The sequence below is a fragment of the Streptomyces sp. NPDC054956 genome (assembly GCF_053609185.1).
In genome coordinates this window covers 1-13,448 of record NZ_JBSGXB010000210.1, presented here as the reverse complement: position 1 = coordinate 13,448, position 13,448 = coordinate 1, and the positions used below count along the sequence as shown (strand labels likewise).

The following is a 13,448-nucleotide window of genomic DNA, read 5'->3' as shown; positions in this document are numbered from 1 at the left end:
CTCAAACGCCGGCGGGGCTGATTTTGGCCGACGTCGGACCGCACCTGCACGCCGTGGGGCTGGAAATCCAGCCCCGCCGGCGTTTGAGGCGCGGGGGTCCGGGGGCTGGGCCCCGTGCGGCCGCGTCGCAGACGGGCCACGGCGCGGCACCGCGACCAGCCCCGGCGGGGCCGGACACGTCAGAGGCGTTCGATGATGGTGACGTTCGCCTGGCCGCCGCCCTCGCACATGGTCTGGAGGCCGAAGCGGCCGCCCGTGCGCTCCAGTTCGTGCAGGAGGGTGGTCATGAGCTTGACGCCCGTCGCGCCGAGCGGGTGGCCCAGGGCGATCGCGCCGCCGTTGACGTTGACCCGCTCCGGGTCCGCGCCGGTCTCCTTCAGCCAGGCCAGGGCCACGGGGGCGAAGGCCTCGTTGATCTCCACCAGGTCGATGTCCGACAGCGACATGCCCGTCTTCTTCAGGGCGTACGCCGTCGCCGGGATCGGCGCCGACAGCATGCGGATCGGGTCCTCGCCGCGGACCGACAGGTGGTGGATGCGGGCGCGCGGGCGCAGCCCGTACTCGCGGACCGCCCGCTCGGAGGCCAGCAGCATCGCCGCCGCGCCGTCCGAGACCTGGGAGGAGACCGCCGCGGTGATCGTGCCGCCCTCCATGACCGGCTTCAGGCCCGCCATCTTCTCCAGGGTGGTGTCCCGTCGGGGGCCCTCGTCGACCGCCACGTCGCCGTACGGGACGATCTCCCGCTCGAAGCGGCCCTCGTCGATGGCCCGCAGCGCCCGCTCGTGGGAGCGCAGGGCGAAGCGCTCCATGTCCTCCCGGGAGATGCCCCACTTCTCGGCGATCAGCTGGGCTCCGTAGAACTGGTTGATCGGGGAGTCCCCGTACCGGGCCCGCCAGCCCGCCGACCCCAGGTAGGGGCCCTCGGTGAAGCCGAGCGGGTCCGCCGCCTGCCGGGAGGCGAAGGCGATGGGGATCATCGACATGTTCTGGGTGCCGCCCGCGACCACCAGGTCCTGGGTTCCGGACATGACGCCCTGGGCCGCGAAGTGCACCGCCTGCTGCGAGGATCCGCACTGGCGGTCGATGGTGACGCCCGGGACCTCCTCGGGCAGCCCGGCCGCGAGCCAGGCCGTCCGCGCGATGTCTCCCGCCTGCGGCCCCACCGTGTCGAGGCAGCCGAACACCACGTCCTCCACGGCCGCCGGGTCGACCCCGGACCGTTCGACGAGGGCCTTGAGGACGTGCGCCCCCAGGTCGGCCGGGTGGACCTCGGACAGGCCCCCCTTGCGCCGTCCCACGGGGGTGCGTACCGCTTCGACTATGTAGGCCTCGGGCATCGGAACTCCTCAGGAATATGCGGGGTTACGTACGGGTGGCGATCCCGTCCAGGACCATCGACAGGTACTGGCGGGCGATCTCCTCGGGGCTGTGCTGGCCGCCCGGCCGGTACCAGGACGCCGCCACCCACACCGTGTCGCGCACGAAGCGGTAGGTGAGGCGGATGTCCAGGTCGGCGCGGAAGACCTCGGCGGCGACCCCGCGTTCCAGCGTCCCGAGCCAGGCCTTCTCGAACTTGACCTGCGAGTCGGAGAGGTAGTGGAAGCGGGGCTGGGCCGACAGGTGCCGGGATTCCTTCTGGTAGATCGCGACGGCGGCGCGGTGCCGGTCGATCTCCCGGAACGATTCGGTGACGAGGGCCTCGATGGTCTCCCTGGGGCCGAGACCGGCGGCGAGGACGGTGTCGTACCCCTCCCACAGCTCGGTCAGGAAGGCGGAGAGGATCTCGTCGAGCATCGATTCCTTGGAATCGAAGTGGTAGTAGAGGCTGCCGGCGAGCATGCCGGCGGCGTCGGCGATCTTGCGGACGGTGGTGGCGTTGTAGCCCTGCGCGGCGAAGACCTCGGCGGCGATGTCGAGGAGTTCGCGGCGGCGTTCGGGCGACGCCGTCACCTGGGGCTTCTTCTTGGCCGTCGATGCGATCGGCTTGTTCGTTGGCACGCGCCCATTCTGGTCATACGCCGGCGCCGGACTACGCGTGCTGACTGCTGACCGACACGGTCTCGCCCGTCATGTACGACGAGTAGCCGCTGGCCAGGAAGACGATGACGTTGGCGACCTCCCACGGCTCGGCGTACCGCCCGAAGGCCTCCCGGGAGGTGAGTTCGGCGAGCAGTTCCTCGCTGGTGACCTTCACCAGGTGCGGGTGCATGGCCAGGCTCGGGGCGACCGCGTTGATCCGTACGCCGAACTCGGCCGCCTCCAGCGCCGCGCAGCGGGTCAGCGCCATCACCCCGGCCTTGGCGGCGGCGTAGTGGGCCTGCCCGGTCTGGGCGCGCCAGCCGACGACGGAGGCGTTGTTGACGATGACCCCGCCTCCCGTGCCGGCGGCCCGGAAGGAGCGCAGGGCGGCGCGGGTGCAGCGGAAGGTGCCGTTCAGCGTCACGTCGAGGACCCGGGACCACTGCTCGTCGGTCATGTCGACGAGGTTCGCCGTCCCGCCGAGGCCCGCGTTGTTGACGACGACGTCGAGGCCGCCGTGGACCGATTCGGCGAGCGCGAACAGGGCCCGTACCTGCTCCTCGTCGGTGACGTCGCAGGGCAGGGAGGTGACGCGGTCCGCGCCGAACTCCGCGGCCAGCGCGTCCTCGCTCTCCTTGAGCCGCCGGGCGTGGGCGTCGCTGATGAGGACGCGGGCGCCCTCCTCGAGGAACCGGCGGGCGACGGCCCCGCCGATGCCGGCTCCGGCGGCCGCGGTGACGACGGCCGTACGGCCCGCCAGCAGCCCGTGACCGGACACGTACCGCGGTGCGTTCCCGGGTGCGTTCATGCCCGTACCTCCTTGGGAAGGCCGAGGATGCGCTCGGCGACGATGGTGCGCTGGATCTCGTCGGAGCCCGCGTAGATGGTGTCGGAGCGGGAGAAGAGGAAGAGCCGCTGCCAGTCGTCGAGGTCGTACGGGTCCCCGTGCGAGCCCGCTGCGACGAGCGAGGCGGCGCCGCACACGTCCATGGCGAGCTCGCCGAGGTCCCGGTGCCAGCGGGCCCAGTACAGCTTGGCGGCCGAGGGGGCGCTGCCGGGCCGCAGGGCGCCGGCGCGCATGGTCTCCAGCCCGATCCAGGCCCGGACGAGCCGGTCGCGGATCAGGGGGTCGGCCATCGCCCCGTTGCGGCGGGCCAGTTCGGCCAGGTTCTCCAGTTCGCGGCGGAAGCCGACCTGCTGGCCGAGGGTGGAGACGCCGCGCTCGAAGCCGAGGGTGGCCATGGCGACGGCCCAGCCACCGCCGGGCGCGCCGACGATGTGGGAGGCGTCGGTGCGGGCCCCGTCGAAGAAGACCTCGTTGAACTCGCAGGTGCCCGTCAGCTGGGTGATCGGCCGGACCTCCACGCCCTCCTGGTCCATCGGGACGAGGAGGTAGGACAGTCCGTCGTGGCGCCGGGAGCCGGGCGTGGTGCGGGCGAGGACGAAGCACCACTGGGCCTCGTGCGCGAGGGAGGTCCAGATCTTCTGGCCGTCCACCACCCACGCCCCGTCCACCAGGGCGGCCCGGGTGCGCACGCCCGCGAGGTCGGAGCCGGCGCCGGGTTCGCTGTAGCCCTGGCACCACAGTTCCTCGACGGCCCGGATGGGCGGCAGGAAGCGCCGCTTCTGCTCCTCGGTGCCGTGGGCGATGAGGGTGGGGCCGAGGAGCTGCTCCCCGATGTGGTTGACGCGCGCGGGCGCGTCGGCGAGGGCGTACTCCTCGTGGAAGGCGATCTGCTGCTCGATGCTCGCGCCGCGGCCGCCGTGCTCGACGGGCCAGCCGACGCAGGTCCAGCCGTGGGCCGCCATGTGCCGTTCCCAGGCGAGGCGTTCGGCGAAGGCCTCGTGCTCGCGGCCCGGTCCGCCCCGGCCCCTGAGGGCCGCGAACTCACCGGTGAGGTGGGCCCGTAGCCAACTCCGAACCTCGGTGCGGAACTCCTCGACGCTGCTCATGGCCGTACGTTAACCTACCAAACACTTGTTAGGGAAGGATGCAGGGATGCCCGATGAACCCCCCGTGCTCTACGAGCGCCGCGGCCCCGTCGCCCACGTGACCATGAACCGTCCCCGCTACCGCAACGCCCAGAACAGCGCGATGACCTACGCCCTCGACGAGGCCTTCTACCGGGCCGCCGACGATCCCGAGGTCAAGGCCGTCGTCCTGGCCGGGGCCGGCGAGCACTTCTCGGCGGGCCACGACATCGGCACCCCCGGCCGCGACGCGCACCTGCCCTTCGAACGCCGGGCCGGCCTGTGGTGGGACCACTCGCAGCGCTCCGGCGCCGAATCCCGCTTCGCCCGCGAATCCGAGGTCTACCTCGGCATGTGCCGGCGCTGGCGCGAGCTGCCCAAGCCCGTCATCGCCTCCGTCCACGGCGCGTGCGTGGCCGGCGGGCTCATGCTCGCCTGGGTCTGCGACCTCATCGTGGCCAGCGAGGACGCCTTCTTCGCCGACCCCGTCGTCCGCATGGGCATCCCGGGCGTCGAATACTTCGCGCACCCGTGGGCGATGCCCCCGCGCATCGCCAAGGAGTTCCTGTACACCGGCGACCGGATGCCCGCCCGGCGCGCCTACGAGATCGGCATGATCAACCGCGTCGTCGCCCGCGCCGACCTGGCCGGGGAGACCCAGCGCCTCGCCCTGCGGATCGCCGAGATGCCCGCCTTCGGACTCGCCCTCACCAAACGGGCGGTCAACCAGGCCGAGGACCTCCAGGGCATGCACGCCGGCATGGACTCCGTCTTCGGCCTGCACCACCTGGCGCACTCCCACAACGCCGAGACGGCGGCGGACTCGCTCGGCGGCATGAACATAGCGGCCATGAAGGAGGCGAACAGCTGATGGACCTGAACCATTCGGCGGCCGTGGAGGCCTTCCGCGCCGAGGCGCGCGACTGGCTGGCCGCCCACGTGCCCGCCACCCCCCTGCCCTCCCTGGAGACCGAGGAGGGCTTCGCCGCGCACCGGGAATGGGAGGCGCTCCTGCACGCGGACCGCTGGTCGGTGGTCTCCTGGCCCGAGGAGTACGGCGGCCGCGGCGTCGACATCGAGCACTGGCTGGTCTTCGAGGAGGAGTACTGGGCCGCCGGCGCCCCCGGCCGGGTCTCCCAGAACGGCATCAACCTCCTCGCCCCCACCCTCTTCGACCACGCGACGGACGAGCAGCGCGCCCGCGTCCTGCCCTCCATGGCGAGCGGCGAGACCATCTGGGCCCAGGCCTGGTCCGAGCCCGAATCCGGCTCCGACCTCGCCTCCCTCAAGTCCAGGGCCGTGCGCACCGAAGGCGGCTGGCTGCTGTCCGGGCAGAAGACCTGGTCCTCCCGGGCCGCCTTCGCCGACCGAGCCTTCGGCATCTTCCGCACCGACCCGGACGCCCCGAAACCGCACCAGGGACTCACGTACCTGATGTTCGACCTGCGCGCCCCCGGGGTCACCGTGCGGCCCATCGGCCGGCTCGACGGCAAGCCCGCCTTCGCGGAGCTCTTCCTCGACGAGGTCTTCGTGCCCGACGCGGACGTGATCGGCGAACCCGGCCAGGGCTGGCGGATCGCCATGTCGACCACCGGCAACGAGCGCGGGCTCACCCTGCGCGCCCCGGGCCGTTTCCTCGCCGCCGCCGACCGCCTCGTGGAGCTGTGGCGCGGCGAAGGCGACCCGGCGGACACCGCGCTCGCGGGCCGGGTCGCCGACGCCGTGGTCGGCGCCCGCGCCTACCAGCTGTTCACCTGGGCCAACGCCTCCCGCTTCGCCGCGGGCGAGACCATCGGCGCCGAGTCCAGCCTGAACAAGGTGTTCTGGTCCCAGTACGACATGGCCCTGCACGAGACGGCCCTGGACCTGCTCGGCCCGGACGCCGAGCTCGCGGACGGCGCCTGGGCCGAACCGTGGATCTTCTCGCTCGCCGGCCCCATCTACGCGGGGACCAACGAGATCCAGCGCGACATCATCGCCGAGCGGCTGCTCGGCCTCCCGAAGGGCCGCCGCTGATGCGCTTCCTGCCGACCGAAGAACAGTCGGACTTCGCCCGCAGCCTGCACGGCCTGCTCGGCGCCTCGGACGTACCGGCGGCGGTACGGGCCTGGGGCGCCGGCGACCACGCCCCCGGCCGGGCCCTGTGGACCCGCCTCGCCGACACCGGCCTGTTCGCGCTCGCCGTGGACGAGGCGTACGAGGGCGTGGGCCCGCTCCCGCTGGAACTCTCCCTCGGCTTCGTCGAGCTGGGCCGGGCCGGGATGCCGGGCCCGGCCGTGGAGACGGCGGCCGCCGCCGTACTCCTGTCCCGGCTCGGCGACGAGGCGCTCGCCAAGCGATTCCTGCCCGGCCTGGCGGCGGGGGAGACCTCGGCCACGCTGACCCTGCCGGGCGGCGGACCGTACGCCCTGGACGCGGACGCGGCGACCCACCTCTTCACGGTGTCGCGCTCCGAGGAGCTGCGCCTGGCCACCGCCGGACCGGCGCGGACCTCCACCGACCCCGCCCGGCGCCTCGCCCTGCCCGAAGAGGGCGGCGAGCTCCTCGCGGCCGGCCCGGCCGTCACGGCGGCGGCCGAGGCCGCCGGGCACTGGGCGCGGCTGCTGACCGCGGCCCAGTGCCTGGGAACCGGCGAGGCACTGCTCGCGCGCACGGTGGAGTACGCAAAGCAGCGCACCCAGTTCGGCACCGCGATCGGCGGCTTCCAGGCGGTCAAGCACCGGCTGGCCGACACCCTGCTCGGCCTGGAGTTCGCCCGGCCGCTGCTGTGGGCGGCCGCGCTGTCGCTGGCCCCCGAGGAGATCGCGGCGGCCAAGCTGACCACGGGCGAAGCGGCGTACGCGGCGGCCATGACCGCGCTCCAGCTGCACGGCGCCGTCGGCTACACCGAGGAACTGGACCTCTCCCTGTGGCTGCGCAAGGCCCGCCCCCTGCGCGACGCCTGGGGCACCCCGGCCCAGTGCCGGGCGGCGGTGCTTCAGCGGTTGCGGTAGTACGTGGCCAGAGCGGTGTTCACCACGACGACCACGGTGAACCAGAGGGACGGCAGTCGCTGCCCGAGCGCGAGGAGCGCGAGGGCGGCGGCGCCGAACACCACGGCCTTGACCCCGAGCTGAGCCGCGAGGGGGACGGCGAAACGGGCCTTCGGCGCGGCGAACAGCCCCCAGAGCACGGCCGCGGCGCCCGGCGCGGCCACCGCCAGGGCGACGGACCCCACCCGCCCGATGTCACGGGTGAAGCCCCACCAGGCCAGCAGGCCGAGGGCCAGGAGCTCCAGGAGGAAGGCGAGGCCCTCGTTGGCGAGGAAGAACGCGCGGACGGCGGGAGGCAGCGGAGAGGATGACATGCCGGCCAGCCTCCTGCGCCCGGGGCGGAAGGGGCTACTCCGTACCGCGCCGTCTCACAGGACGGCCACGCTGACGTTCACCGTGTAGGGCTCCTCGACCACCCCGTCCGGGAAGACCGGCTCCAGCCGCGCCCGCTCGGCGTCGAGGAACTCCCGGGTGCCGGCCTCGCCCAGCATCAGGAACGCGGAGTGGCTGGCGAGGTTCGCCAGGTGCGCGTCCAGCGGGATCCGGCGGGACCAGGGCACGGACCGCGTCGTGAAGCCCGAGCCGAGGTGGCGCGGGAGGTTGCGGAAGCCCAGGGACGCGGTGTTCCCGCCCACCGCGCCGGCCCCGCCCGCCAGCCCGCCGGCCTCGAAGAACGTACGGATCCGCTCGCTCTGCGCGGCGACCCAGCCGGCCGACTCGTCCAGGTCGTTCCACCAGATCGCGAGCGCGCCGCCGGGCTTCAGCACCCGGCGGGCCTCGGGTGCGGACCGGACGGGATCGGTCCAGTGCCAGGCCTGGGCGTACGTCACGAAGTCGAACGCGGAGCTCGCCAGCGGCAGCCGGTCCCCGTCCCCGCGCACGATCGGGATGTCCGGATGTCCGCGCCGGAACTCGGCGGCCATCCCGTCCCCGGGCTCCACGGCCACCACCTCGGCCCCCCGGGCGCGCATCGGCGCCGTCCCGATCCCGGTGCCCGCCCCCACGTCGGCCACCCGCGCCCCCGCGAAGCGGCGCCCGGCCAGCTCCTCGACCGCGTCGTACAGCGCCTCGGGATAGCCGGGCCGGTACTGCCCGTAGAGGGCGGCGGCGCCGTCGAAGGACCGCGCCCGCGAGCGGGGAGTCGTCGTCATGACGCCATTCTTTTCGATCACGGTCGTGCGGACCAGCCCCTCGGGGCGGCCGCTACGCGGCGCGGACCAGGCCCGCCTCGTAGGCGAGGATCGCGGCCTGGGTGCGGTTCGAGAGGTCCAGCTGGGTCAGGATGCGCGAGACGTACGTCTTCACGCTCGCCGGGGACAGGTGCAGCGCCTCCGCTATCTGCTGGTTGGTGCGGCCCTCGCCGACCAGCGCGAGGACGTCGCGTTCGCCGGGGGAGAGGGTGGAGAGCTGCTCGGCGTGGTCGGGGGCACCGGTGCGCGTGTCCGCCCGCTCCAGCAGGACCCGCATCACCTCGGGGGCCAGCGCGCTGCCACCCGCCGCGACGGTGCGGATGCCCGCGAAGAGCTCCTCGGGGCGCAGGTCCTTCAGCAGGAACCCGGCCGCCCCCGCGCGCAGCGCGTCCAGGACCAGGTCGTCGGCGGTGTAGCCGGTGAGGACCAGGACGCGCGGCGGGTCCGGCAGCCGCAGCACCTGCAAGGTCGCCTCCAGGCCGTCGACCTTCGGCATGACCAGGTCCATCAGCACCACGTCCGGCCGGTGCGTGCGCGCCAGCGGCACGGCCTCGGCGCCGTCGGCGGCCTCCGCGACCACCTCGATGTCGGGCGCGCTCGCCAGCAGGGTCACCAGCCCCGACCGTATGAGGCTCTGGTCGTCGACCACCATCACCCGGATCGCCATGTGACGCACCTCCCCTGAATCCCCGTCTTATGCCGGACATTACCGGCATATCTGGACCTAAGTCCCCGTAACCCTCCCTCCCCAGTCCCCTTTTGCTGCCCCGCTTGTCCTCTTTCGGGGACTTCGGCGACCCCCCGCCCTCCCGGACGGTGGTTACCGAGCCCGACCGCGGCGCCGATCCACCCGCTCCACCGGCCGCTACGGACTCGGCACATGTCCCCGAAGTCAGGAACTCCGCATGTCTTTCCCCACCGCCCGCACCCTCGCCGGTCTCGTTGTCGCCGGCATCGCCGCCCCCGCCGCCGTGGGCCTCGTGGCACAGCCCGCGTCCGCCGCGTCGGTCGGCACGTGGGACAAGGTCGCCCAGTGCGAGTCCACCGGCAACTGGAGCATCAACACCGGCAACGGCTACTACGGCGGCCTCCAGTTCTCCGCCGGCACCTGGGCGGAGTTCGGCGGCCGCCAGTACGCCCCACAGGCCAACCAGGCCACCAAGGCACAGCAGATAGCCGTCGCCGAGAAGGTCCTCGCCGGTCAGGGCCCCGGCGCCTGGCCCTCCTGCGGAAAGCTCGCCGGCCTGCAGCGCGGCGGCCCGGCCCCCGAGGCCCCCGCCAAGTCCGCCGGCACCTCCACCGCCGAGAAGAGGGCCAAGACCCCCTCCGCCCCGGCCGCCCCCACGTCGGGCCAGGGCGCGAAGACCTACACCGTCGTCAGCGGCGACACCCTCGGCACCATCGGCTCCCGGGTCGGCGTCGACTGGCAGAAGCTCTACTCCGACAACCGCTCCGTCATCGGCTCCAACCCGGACATGATCATCCCGGGCCAGCGCCTCTCGTACGGTTCCGGCTCCGGCGCGGCCTCCGACTCCGGCCGCTCCACCCCGGCCGCGCCGAAGTCCTCGAACTCCTCGAAGTCCGCCGGCTCCTCCAGGAGCAGCAGCAGCGCCAAGGGCGTCCTGCCCGTCTCCGGCGCCTCGATCTCCGCGCGCTACCACCAGTCGGGCGGCTGGGCCGCCGGCCACCACACCGGCATCGACTTCGCGGTGTCCACCGGAACCCCGGTCAAGGCCGCGGCCGCCGGCACCGTGGTCTCCTCCGGCTGGCAGGGCGCCTACGGCAACGCCGTCGTCATCAAGCACGACGACGGCCGCTACACCCTCTCCGCCCACCTCTCCTCCGCGACCGCCTCCGCGGGCGAGCGCGTCTCCGCCGGCGAGCGGATCGGCCGGTCCGGCAACACGGGCAACTCCACCGGTCCGCACCTCCACTTCGAGGTCCGCTCCAGCAACAGCTACGGCGCCGACATCAACCCGGTCACCTGGCTGAACGGCCTCGGCGTCTCCCTCTGACGCACGGCCCCTGTGACGCGTCCCCCCGGGATGCCCCTTCGGCGGAAGGCGGGCAACCTGGGGGGACGCTTTCATGCGCTTCGCGCATTTAGTTCACCTATGGGGGGTGGTGGGGTCATGCAGGCCGTGCCCGGTCGCGTCGGACAGCTCCTGGAACGCGGGCTGCGCGTCCTGACCGGCGAGAGCGCCGGCGCCCCCGACCCCGTGCGGGCCCGGCGCACCGACCTCTGGCTCGCGCTCGTCTGCGGGCTCCTCACCACCCTGAACCTCCAGGACATCCACCGCTTCGGCCTCGTCAGCGACTACCCCACGAGCCTGGCCGCCGGATGGCTCGCCGCCGCCTCCCTGCTCTGGCGCCGCTCCCGGCCCTGGCTCCCGGCCCTGGTGGCCACCGCCGCCACCGTCGTCTCCGACGACCGCGGTCCCCTCGTCTTCGCCGCCTACGCCCTGGCCGCGTACGGCCGCGCCCACCGCTGGGGCGGGGTCCTCCTGATGGCCGTCGCCTACGTCGCCACCCGTGACCTCTTCCTTCCGCTCGGCTACGCCGGGCGCGACCCCGCCTCCTTCGTCCTCGGCTCCATCCTGGTGCCCGCCCTGTACGGGGAGACCGTGCGCCGCAACCGCGGCGTCATGGCCGTGCTGCGCGAGCGGGCCCGCCAGGCCCACGCCGCCGTGGACCAGGCGGCCGACCTGGCCGTCGTACAGGAACGCACCCGTTTGGCCCAGCTCACCCACGACGGTCTGGGCCACCGCCTCACCGCCCTGACGATGCAGGCCGCCGCCCTGCGCCTGGACGCCGGAGCCGACCCCCGCGTACGGGAGGGCGCCGAGGCCGTGGAGGAATCCGCCCGGGCCGCGATGACCGAGGTCCGGGAGGCGCTGGACATGCTGACCGACCCCGCGGGCAGCCGCGCGTACACCTCTCCCGTGGACGTCGGCCGTTTCCTGGGCTCCCTGGCCCGGAACATGCGGGCCACCGGCATGGAGATAACCCACCGGACCCAGCCCGGCCTCGGCGCCTTCCCGGCGGCCGACGGCAGGCTCCTGCTGCGGATCGCCCGCGAAGGGCTCACCAACGCGGCGAAGTACGCCCCCGGCTCCGCCGTTCGGATGAATCTGTACACCGAGGACGGGGAGGTCCGCCTCGACGTGGTGAACACCGCCCCGGAGGGGGAACGGATCGTCCTCGACTCAGGCGGCATGGGCATTCCGGGGCTCCGGGCGGCCCTGGCGGAGGTGGGCGGCCGACTGCGCTCCGGACCCACCCAGGACGGAGGTCACATGCTCGCCGCGACACTGCCCGACCGACGTGTGCTAGCTTAGAGCTCGTTGCAGTTGTGGTACCCATGAACTTTATGTGCGCCTGACGGGAATGCTCCGACAGGCGCTTTTATTGTTTTGCCGGAATCTCCGGATGGGGCCCTTTGCCGCCTATTCAGGAGATTCAAAAATGGCACTTGGCACCGTGAAGTGGTTCAACTCGGAAAAGGGCTTCGGCTTCATCGAGCAGGACGGTGGCGGCCCGGACGTCTTCGCCCACTACTCGAACATCGCCACCCAGGGCTTCCGTGAGCTCAACGAGGGCCAGCGCGTGTCCTTCGACGTGACCCAGGGCCAGAAGGGCCCCCAGGCGGAGAACATCCTCCCCGCCTAAGGCAGTCAGCACGCCGGGGCCCCCACCCGGAATGTGCGGGCCCCGGCGTGTGTGGGGTTTCAAAGCGGTTGGAGCATCAGTTTTCAGATACTGCCGGTTTCAGGAGGGCTTTCTCGCATGACCAGCTCCAGCTCCGCACGACCCAGCCGCCGCCCCACCCGGGGTCGAGGTGCGGCCCAGGGACGTCCGAAGGCTGGCGCGGGACGGCAGAAGTCCGCCCCCGTAGCCAGGCCCCAAGAATTCACCATGCCCGAACCGCTGACCCCGGCCCTGCCGCCGGTGGACTCGTTCGGCGACATGGACATGCCCGAGGCGCTGCTGAAGACCCTCGCCGCCCAGGGCGTCACCGAGCCGTTCCCGATCCAGGCCGCGACCCTGCCGAACTCCCTGGCCGGCCGTGACCTCCTCGGCCGCGGCCGCACCGGCTCCGGCAAGACGCTGGCCTTCGGCCTGGCGCTGCTCGCCCGTACCGCCGGCCGCCGCGCCCAGCCGAAGCAGCCGCTCGCGCTGGTCCTCGTACCGACCCGCGAGCTCGCGCAGCAGGTCACCGACGCCCTGGCCCCGTACGCCACGGCCGTCAACCTGCGCATCGCGACCGTCGTCGGCGGCATGTCGATCAACCGGCAGTCCGGCGCCCTGCGCCGCGGCTCCGAGGTGCTCGTCGCCACCCCCGGCCGCCTGAAGGACCTCATCGACCGCGGTGACGCCGACCTCTCGCAGGTCTCCATCACGGTCCTCGACGAGGCCGACCAGATGACCGACATGGGCTTCATGCCGCAGGTCACCGCCCTGCTCAAGCAGGTCCAGCCCGAGGGCCAGACCATGCTGTTCTCGGCGACCCTCGACAAGAACATCGACAAGCTCGTCAAGATGTTCCTGCACGACCCGGTCGCCTTCTCCGTCGACCCGTCCGCCGGCGCGGTCAGCACGATGGAGCACCACGTCCTGTACGTCATGGACGAGACCGACAAGAAGGCCGTGGCCACGCGCATAGCCGCTCGCGACGGCCGGGTGATCATGTTCGTCGACACCAAGCGCGGGGTCGACCGCATGGTCAAGAAGCTCCTCGCCGACGGCGTCCGCGCCTCCGGCCTGCACGGCGGCCGCTCGCAGCCGCAGCGCAACCGGACCCTCGACTGGTTCAAGACGGGTGAGGTCACCGCGCTGGTCGCCACCAACGTGGCCGCGCGAGGCATCCACATCGACGACCTCGACCTCGTCGTCAACGTGGACCCGCCGACCGACCACAAGGACTACCTGCACCGCGGCGGCCGTACCGCCCGCGCGGGCGAGTCCGGCAGCGTCGTCACCCTGGTCCTGCCGGACCAGAAGCGCGACATGACCCGTCTGATGTCGGACGCCGGGATCTCCCCGCGCACCGCCCAGATCAAGTCCTCCGACGAGGAGCTGGCCCGCCTCACCGGCGCCAAGGAGCCCTCGGGCATCCCGGTCGTCCTGGACGTGCCGCAGGCCACCCCGCCGCGCCAGCGTTCCGCCGGCCAGGCCGGCGGCGGCTCCGGCGGTGGCGCTCGCCGCCGCTCGGGCGGTCCCCGTACGGGTTCCGGCA

The 13,448-nt window shown here is 72.8% G+C and carries 14 protein-coding genes; 7 read left to right on the top strand and 7 right to left on the bottom strand.

Annotated elements, in window-relative coordinates; translation table 11 throughout:
* Positions 1-179: 179 nt before the first annotated feature.
* The 4 genes from ACWGDE_RS26930 to ACWGDE_RS26915 are packed head-to-tail and all read right to left on the bottom strand — an operon-like array spanning position 180 to position 3,972.
* Entirely contained in the window at positions 180-1,337 is a 1,158-nt protein-coding gene (locus ACWGDE_RS26930) for an acetyl-CoA C-acetyltransferase (RefSeq protein WP_453391618.1), read from the bottom strand.
* A 25-nt stretch (positions 1,338-1,362) separates the two neighbouring features.
* Complete coding sequence (locus ACWGDE_RS26925) at positions 1,363-1,998, bottom strand: TetR/AcrR family transcriptional regulator (protein WP_453391617.1); 636 nt, start codon at positions 1,996-1,998, stop codon at positions 1,363-1,365.
* A gap of 31 nt (positions 1,999-2,029) precedes the next feature.
* Positions 2,030-2,827, bottom strand: coding sequence for an SDR family oxidoreductase (locus ACWGDE_RS26920; RefSeq protein ID WP_453391616.1), 798 nt, complete (start codon positions 2,825-2,827; stop codon positions 2,030-2,032).
* A complete protein-coding gene (locus ACWGDE_RS26915) occupies positions 2,824-3,972 on the bottom strand; it encodes an acyl-CoA dehydrogenase family protein (protein ID WP_453391615.1) in 1,149 nt (382 codons plus the stop codon). Before ACWGDE_RS26915 ends, ACWGDE_RS26920 begins: the two co-directional genes overlap by 4 nt.
* Positions 3,973-4,018: 46 nt before the next feature.
* On the opposite strand from ACWGDE_RS26915, the gene ACWGDE_RS26910 reads away from it, so the two are divergent.
* Genes ACWGDE_RS26910 through ACWGDE_RS26900 form a run of 3 tightly spaced genes read left to right on the top strand, consistent with a single transcriptional unit; the run spans position 4,019 to position 6,983 of the window.
* Entirely contained in the window at positions 4,019-4,861 is an 843-nt protein-coding gene (locus ACWGDE_RS26910) for an enoyl-CoA hydratase (protein WP_453391614.1), read from the top strand.
* Entirely contained in the window at positions 4,861-6,006 is a 1,146-nt protein-coding gene (locus ACWGDE_RS26905; RefSeq protein WP_453391613.1) for an acyl-CoA dehydrogenase family protein, read from the top strand. The genes ACWGDE_RS26910 and ACWGDE_RS26905 overlap by 1 nt, the downstream gene beginning before the upstream one ends.
* Positions 6,006-6,983 (top strand): acyl-CoA dehydrogenase family protein, encoded by a 978-nt coding sequence (locus tag ACWGDE_RS26900; RefSeq protein WP_453391612.1) that lies wholly within the window; start codon positions 6,006-6,008, stop codon positions 6,981-6,983. Before ACWGDE_RS26905 ends, ACWGDE_RS26900 begins: the two co-directional genes overlap by 1 nt.
* On the opposite strand, the gene ACWGDE_RS26895 is transcribed toward ACWGDE_RS26900, so the two are convergent.
* Genes ACWGDE_RS26895 through ACWGDE_RS26885 form a run of 3 tightly spaced genes read right to left on the bottom strand, consistent with a single transcriptional unit; the run spans position 6,968 to position 8,879 of the window.
* Entirely contained in the window at positions 6,968-7,336 is a 369-nt protein-coding gene (locus ACWGDE_RS26895; protein ID WP_453391611.1) for a YrdB family protein, read from the bottom strand. The two genes, ACWGDE_RS26900 and ACWGDE_RS26895, sit on opposite strands and share 16 nt — an antisense overlap.
* 54 nt (positions 7,337-7,390) lie before the next feature.
* The gene (locus ACWGDE_RS26890; protein ID WP_453391610.1) at positions 7,391-8,173 is read right to left on the bottom strand and encodes a class I SAM-dependent methyltransferase; all 783 of its coding nucleotides are present in this window, start codon (positions 8,171-8,173) and stop codon (positions 7,391-7,393) included.
* Between the two features lie 52 nt (positions 8,174-8,225).
* Complete coding sequence (locus tag ACWGDE_RS26885) at positions 8,226-8,879, bottom strand: response regulator (RefSeq protein WP_453391609.1); 654 nt, start codon at positions 8,877-8,879, stop codon at positions 8,226-8,228.
* A 238-nt stretch (positions 8,880-9,117) separates the two neighbouring features.
* On the opposite strand from ACWGDE_RS26885, the gene ACWGDE_RS26880 reads away from it, so the two are divergent.
* The 4 genes from ACWGDE_RS26880 to ACWGDE_RS26865 form a co-directional block, all read left to right on the top strand.
* A complete protein-coding gene (locus ACWGDE_RS26880) occupies positions 9,118-10,227 on the top strand; it encodes a transglycosylase family protein (RefSeq protein ID WP_453391608.1) in 1,110 nt (369 codons plus the stop codon).
* Between the two features lie 117 nt (positions 10,228-10,344).
* Complete coding sequence (locus ACWGDE_RS26875) at positions 10,345-11,550, top strand: sensor histidine kinase (protein WP_453391607.1); 1,206 nt, start codon at positions 10,345-10,347, stop codon at positions 11,548-11,550.
* Between the two features lie 127 nt (positions 11,551-11,677).
* Positions 11,678-11,881, top strand: a complete 204-nt coding sequence (locus ACWGDE_RS26870; protein ID WP_112447913.1) for a cold-shock protein — start codon at positions 11,678-11,680, stop codon at positions 11,879-11,881.
* Positions 11,882-11,998: 117 nt separating this feature from the next.
* Positions 11,999-13,448 (top strand): DEAD/DEAH box helicase (locus ACWGDE_RS26865; protein WP_453391606.1); only part of this gene is annotated, 1,450 nt, incomplete at its 3' end.

What these genes read in the sequence shown, in the direction of transcription:
- ACWGDE_RS26930 (WP_453391618.1), bottom strand. Translation starts at nt 1,337, where the DNA reads ATGCCCGAGGCCTACATAGTCGAAGCGGTACGCACCCCCGTGGGACGG.
- ACWGDE_RS26920 (WP_453391616.1), bottom strand. Translation starts at nt 2,827, where the DNA reads ATGAACGCACCCGGGAACGCACCGCGGTACGTGTCCGGTCACGGGCTG.
- ACWGDE_RS26915 (WP_453391615.1), bottom strand. Translation starts at nt 3,972, where the DNA reads ATGAGCAGCGTCGAGGAGTTCCGCACCGAGGTTCGGAGTTGGCTACGG.
- ACWGDE_RS26910 (WP_453391614.1), top strand. Translation starts at nt 4,019, where the DNA reads ATGCCCGATGAACCCCCCGTGCTCTACGAGCGCCGCGGCCCCGTCGCC.
- ACWGDE_RS26905 (WP_453391613.1), top strand. Translation starts at nt 4,861, where the DNA reads ATGGACCTGAACCATTCGGCGGCCGTGGAGGCCTTCCGCGCCGAGGCG.
- ACWGDE_RS26900 (WP_453391612.1), top strand. Translation starts at nt 6,006, where the DNA reads ATGCGCTTCCTGCCGACCGAAGAACAGTCGGACTTCGCCCGCAGCCTG.
- ACWGDE_RS26895 (WP_453391611.1), bottom strand. Translation starts at nt 7,336, where the DNA reads ATGTCATCCTCTCCGCTGCCTCCCGCCGTCCGCGCGTTCTTCCTCGCC.
- ACWGDE_RS26890 (WP_453391610.1), bottom strand. Translation starts at nt 8,173, where the DNA reads ATGACGACGACTCCCCGCTCGCGGGCGCGGTCCTTCGACGGCGCCGCC.
- ACWGDE_RS26885 (WP_453391609.1), bottom strand. Translation starts at nt 8,879, where the DNA reads ATGGCGATCCGGGTGATGGTGGTCGACGACCAGAGCCTCATACGGTCG.
- ACWGDE_RS26880 (WP_453391608.1), top strand. Translation starts at nt 9,118, where the DNA reads ATGTCTTTCCCCACCGCCCGCACCCTCGCCGGTCTCGTTGTCGCCGGC.
- ACWGDE_RS26875 (WP_453391607.1), top strand. Translation starts at nt 10,345, where the DNA reads ATGCAGGCCGTGCCCGGTCGCGTCGGACAGCTCCTGGAACGCGGGCTG.
- ACWGDE_RS26870 (WP_112447913.1), top strand. Translation starts at nt 11,678, where the DNA reads ATGGCACTTGGCACCGTGAAGTGGTTCAACTCGGAAAAGGGCTTCGGC.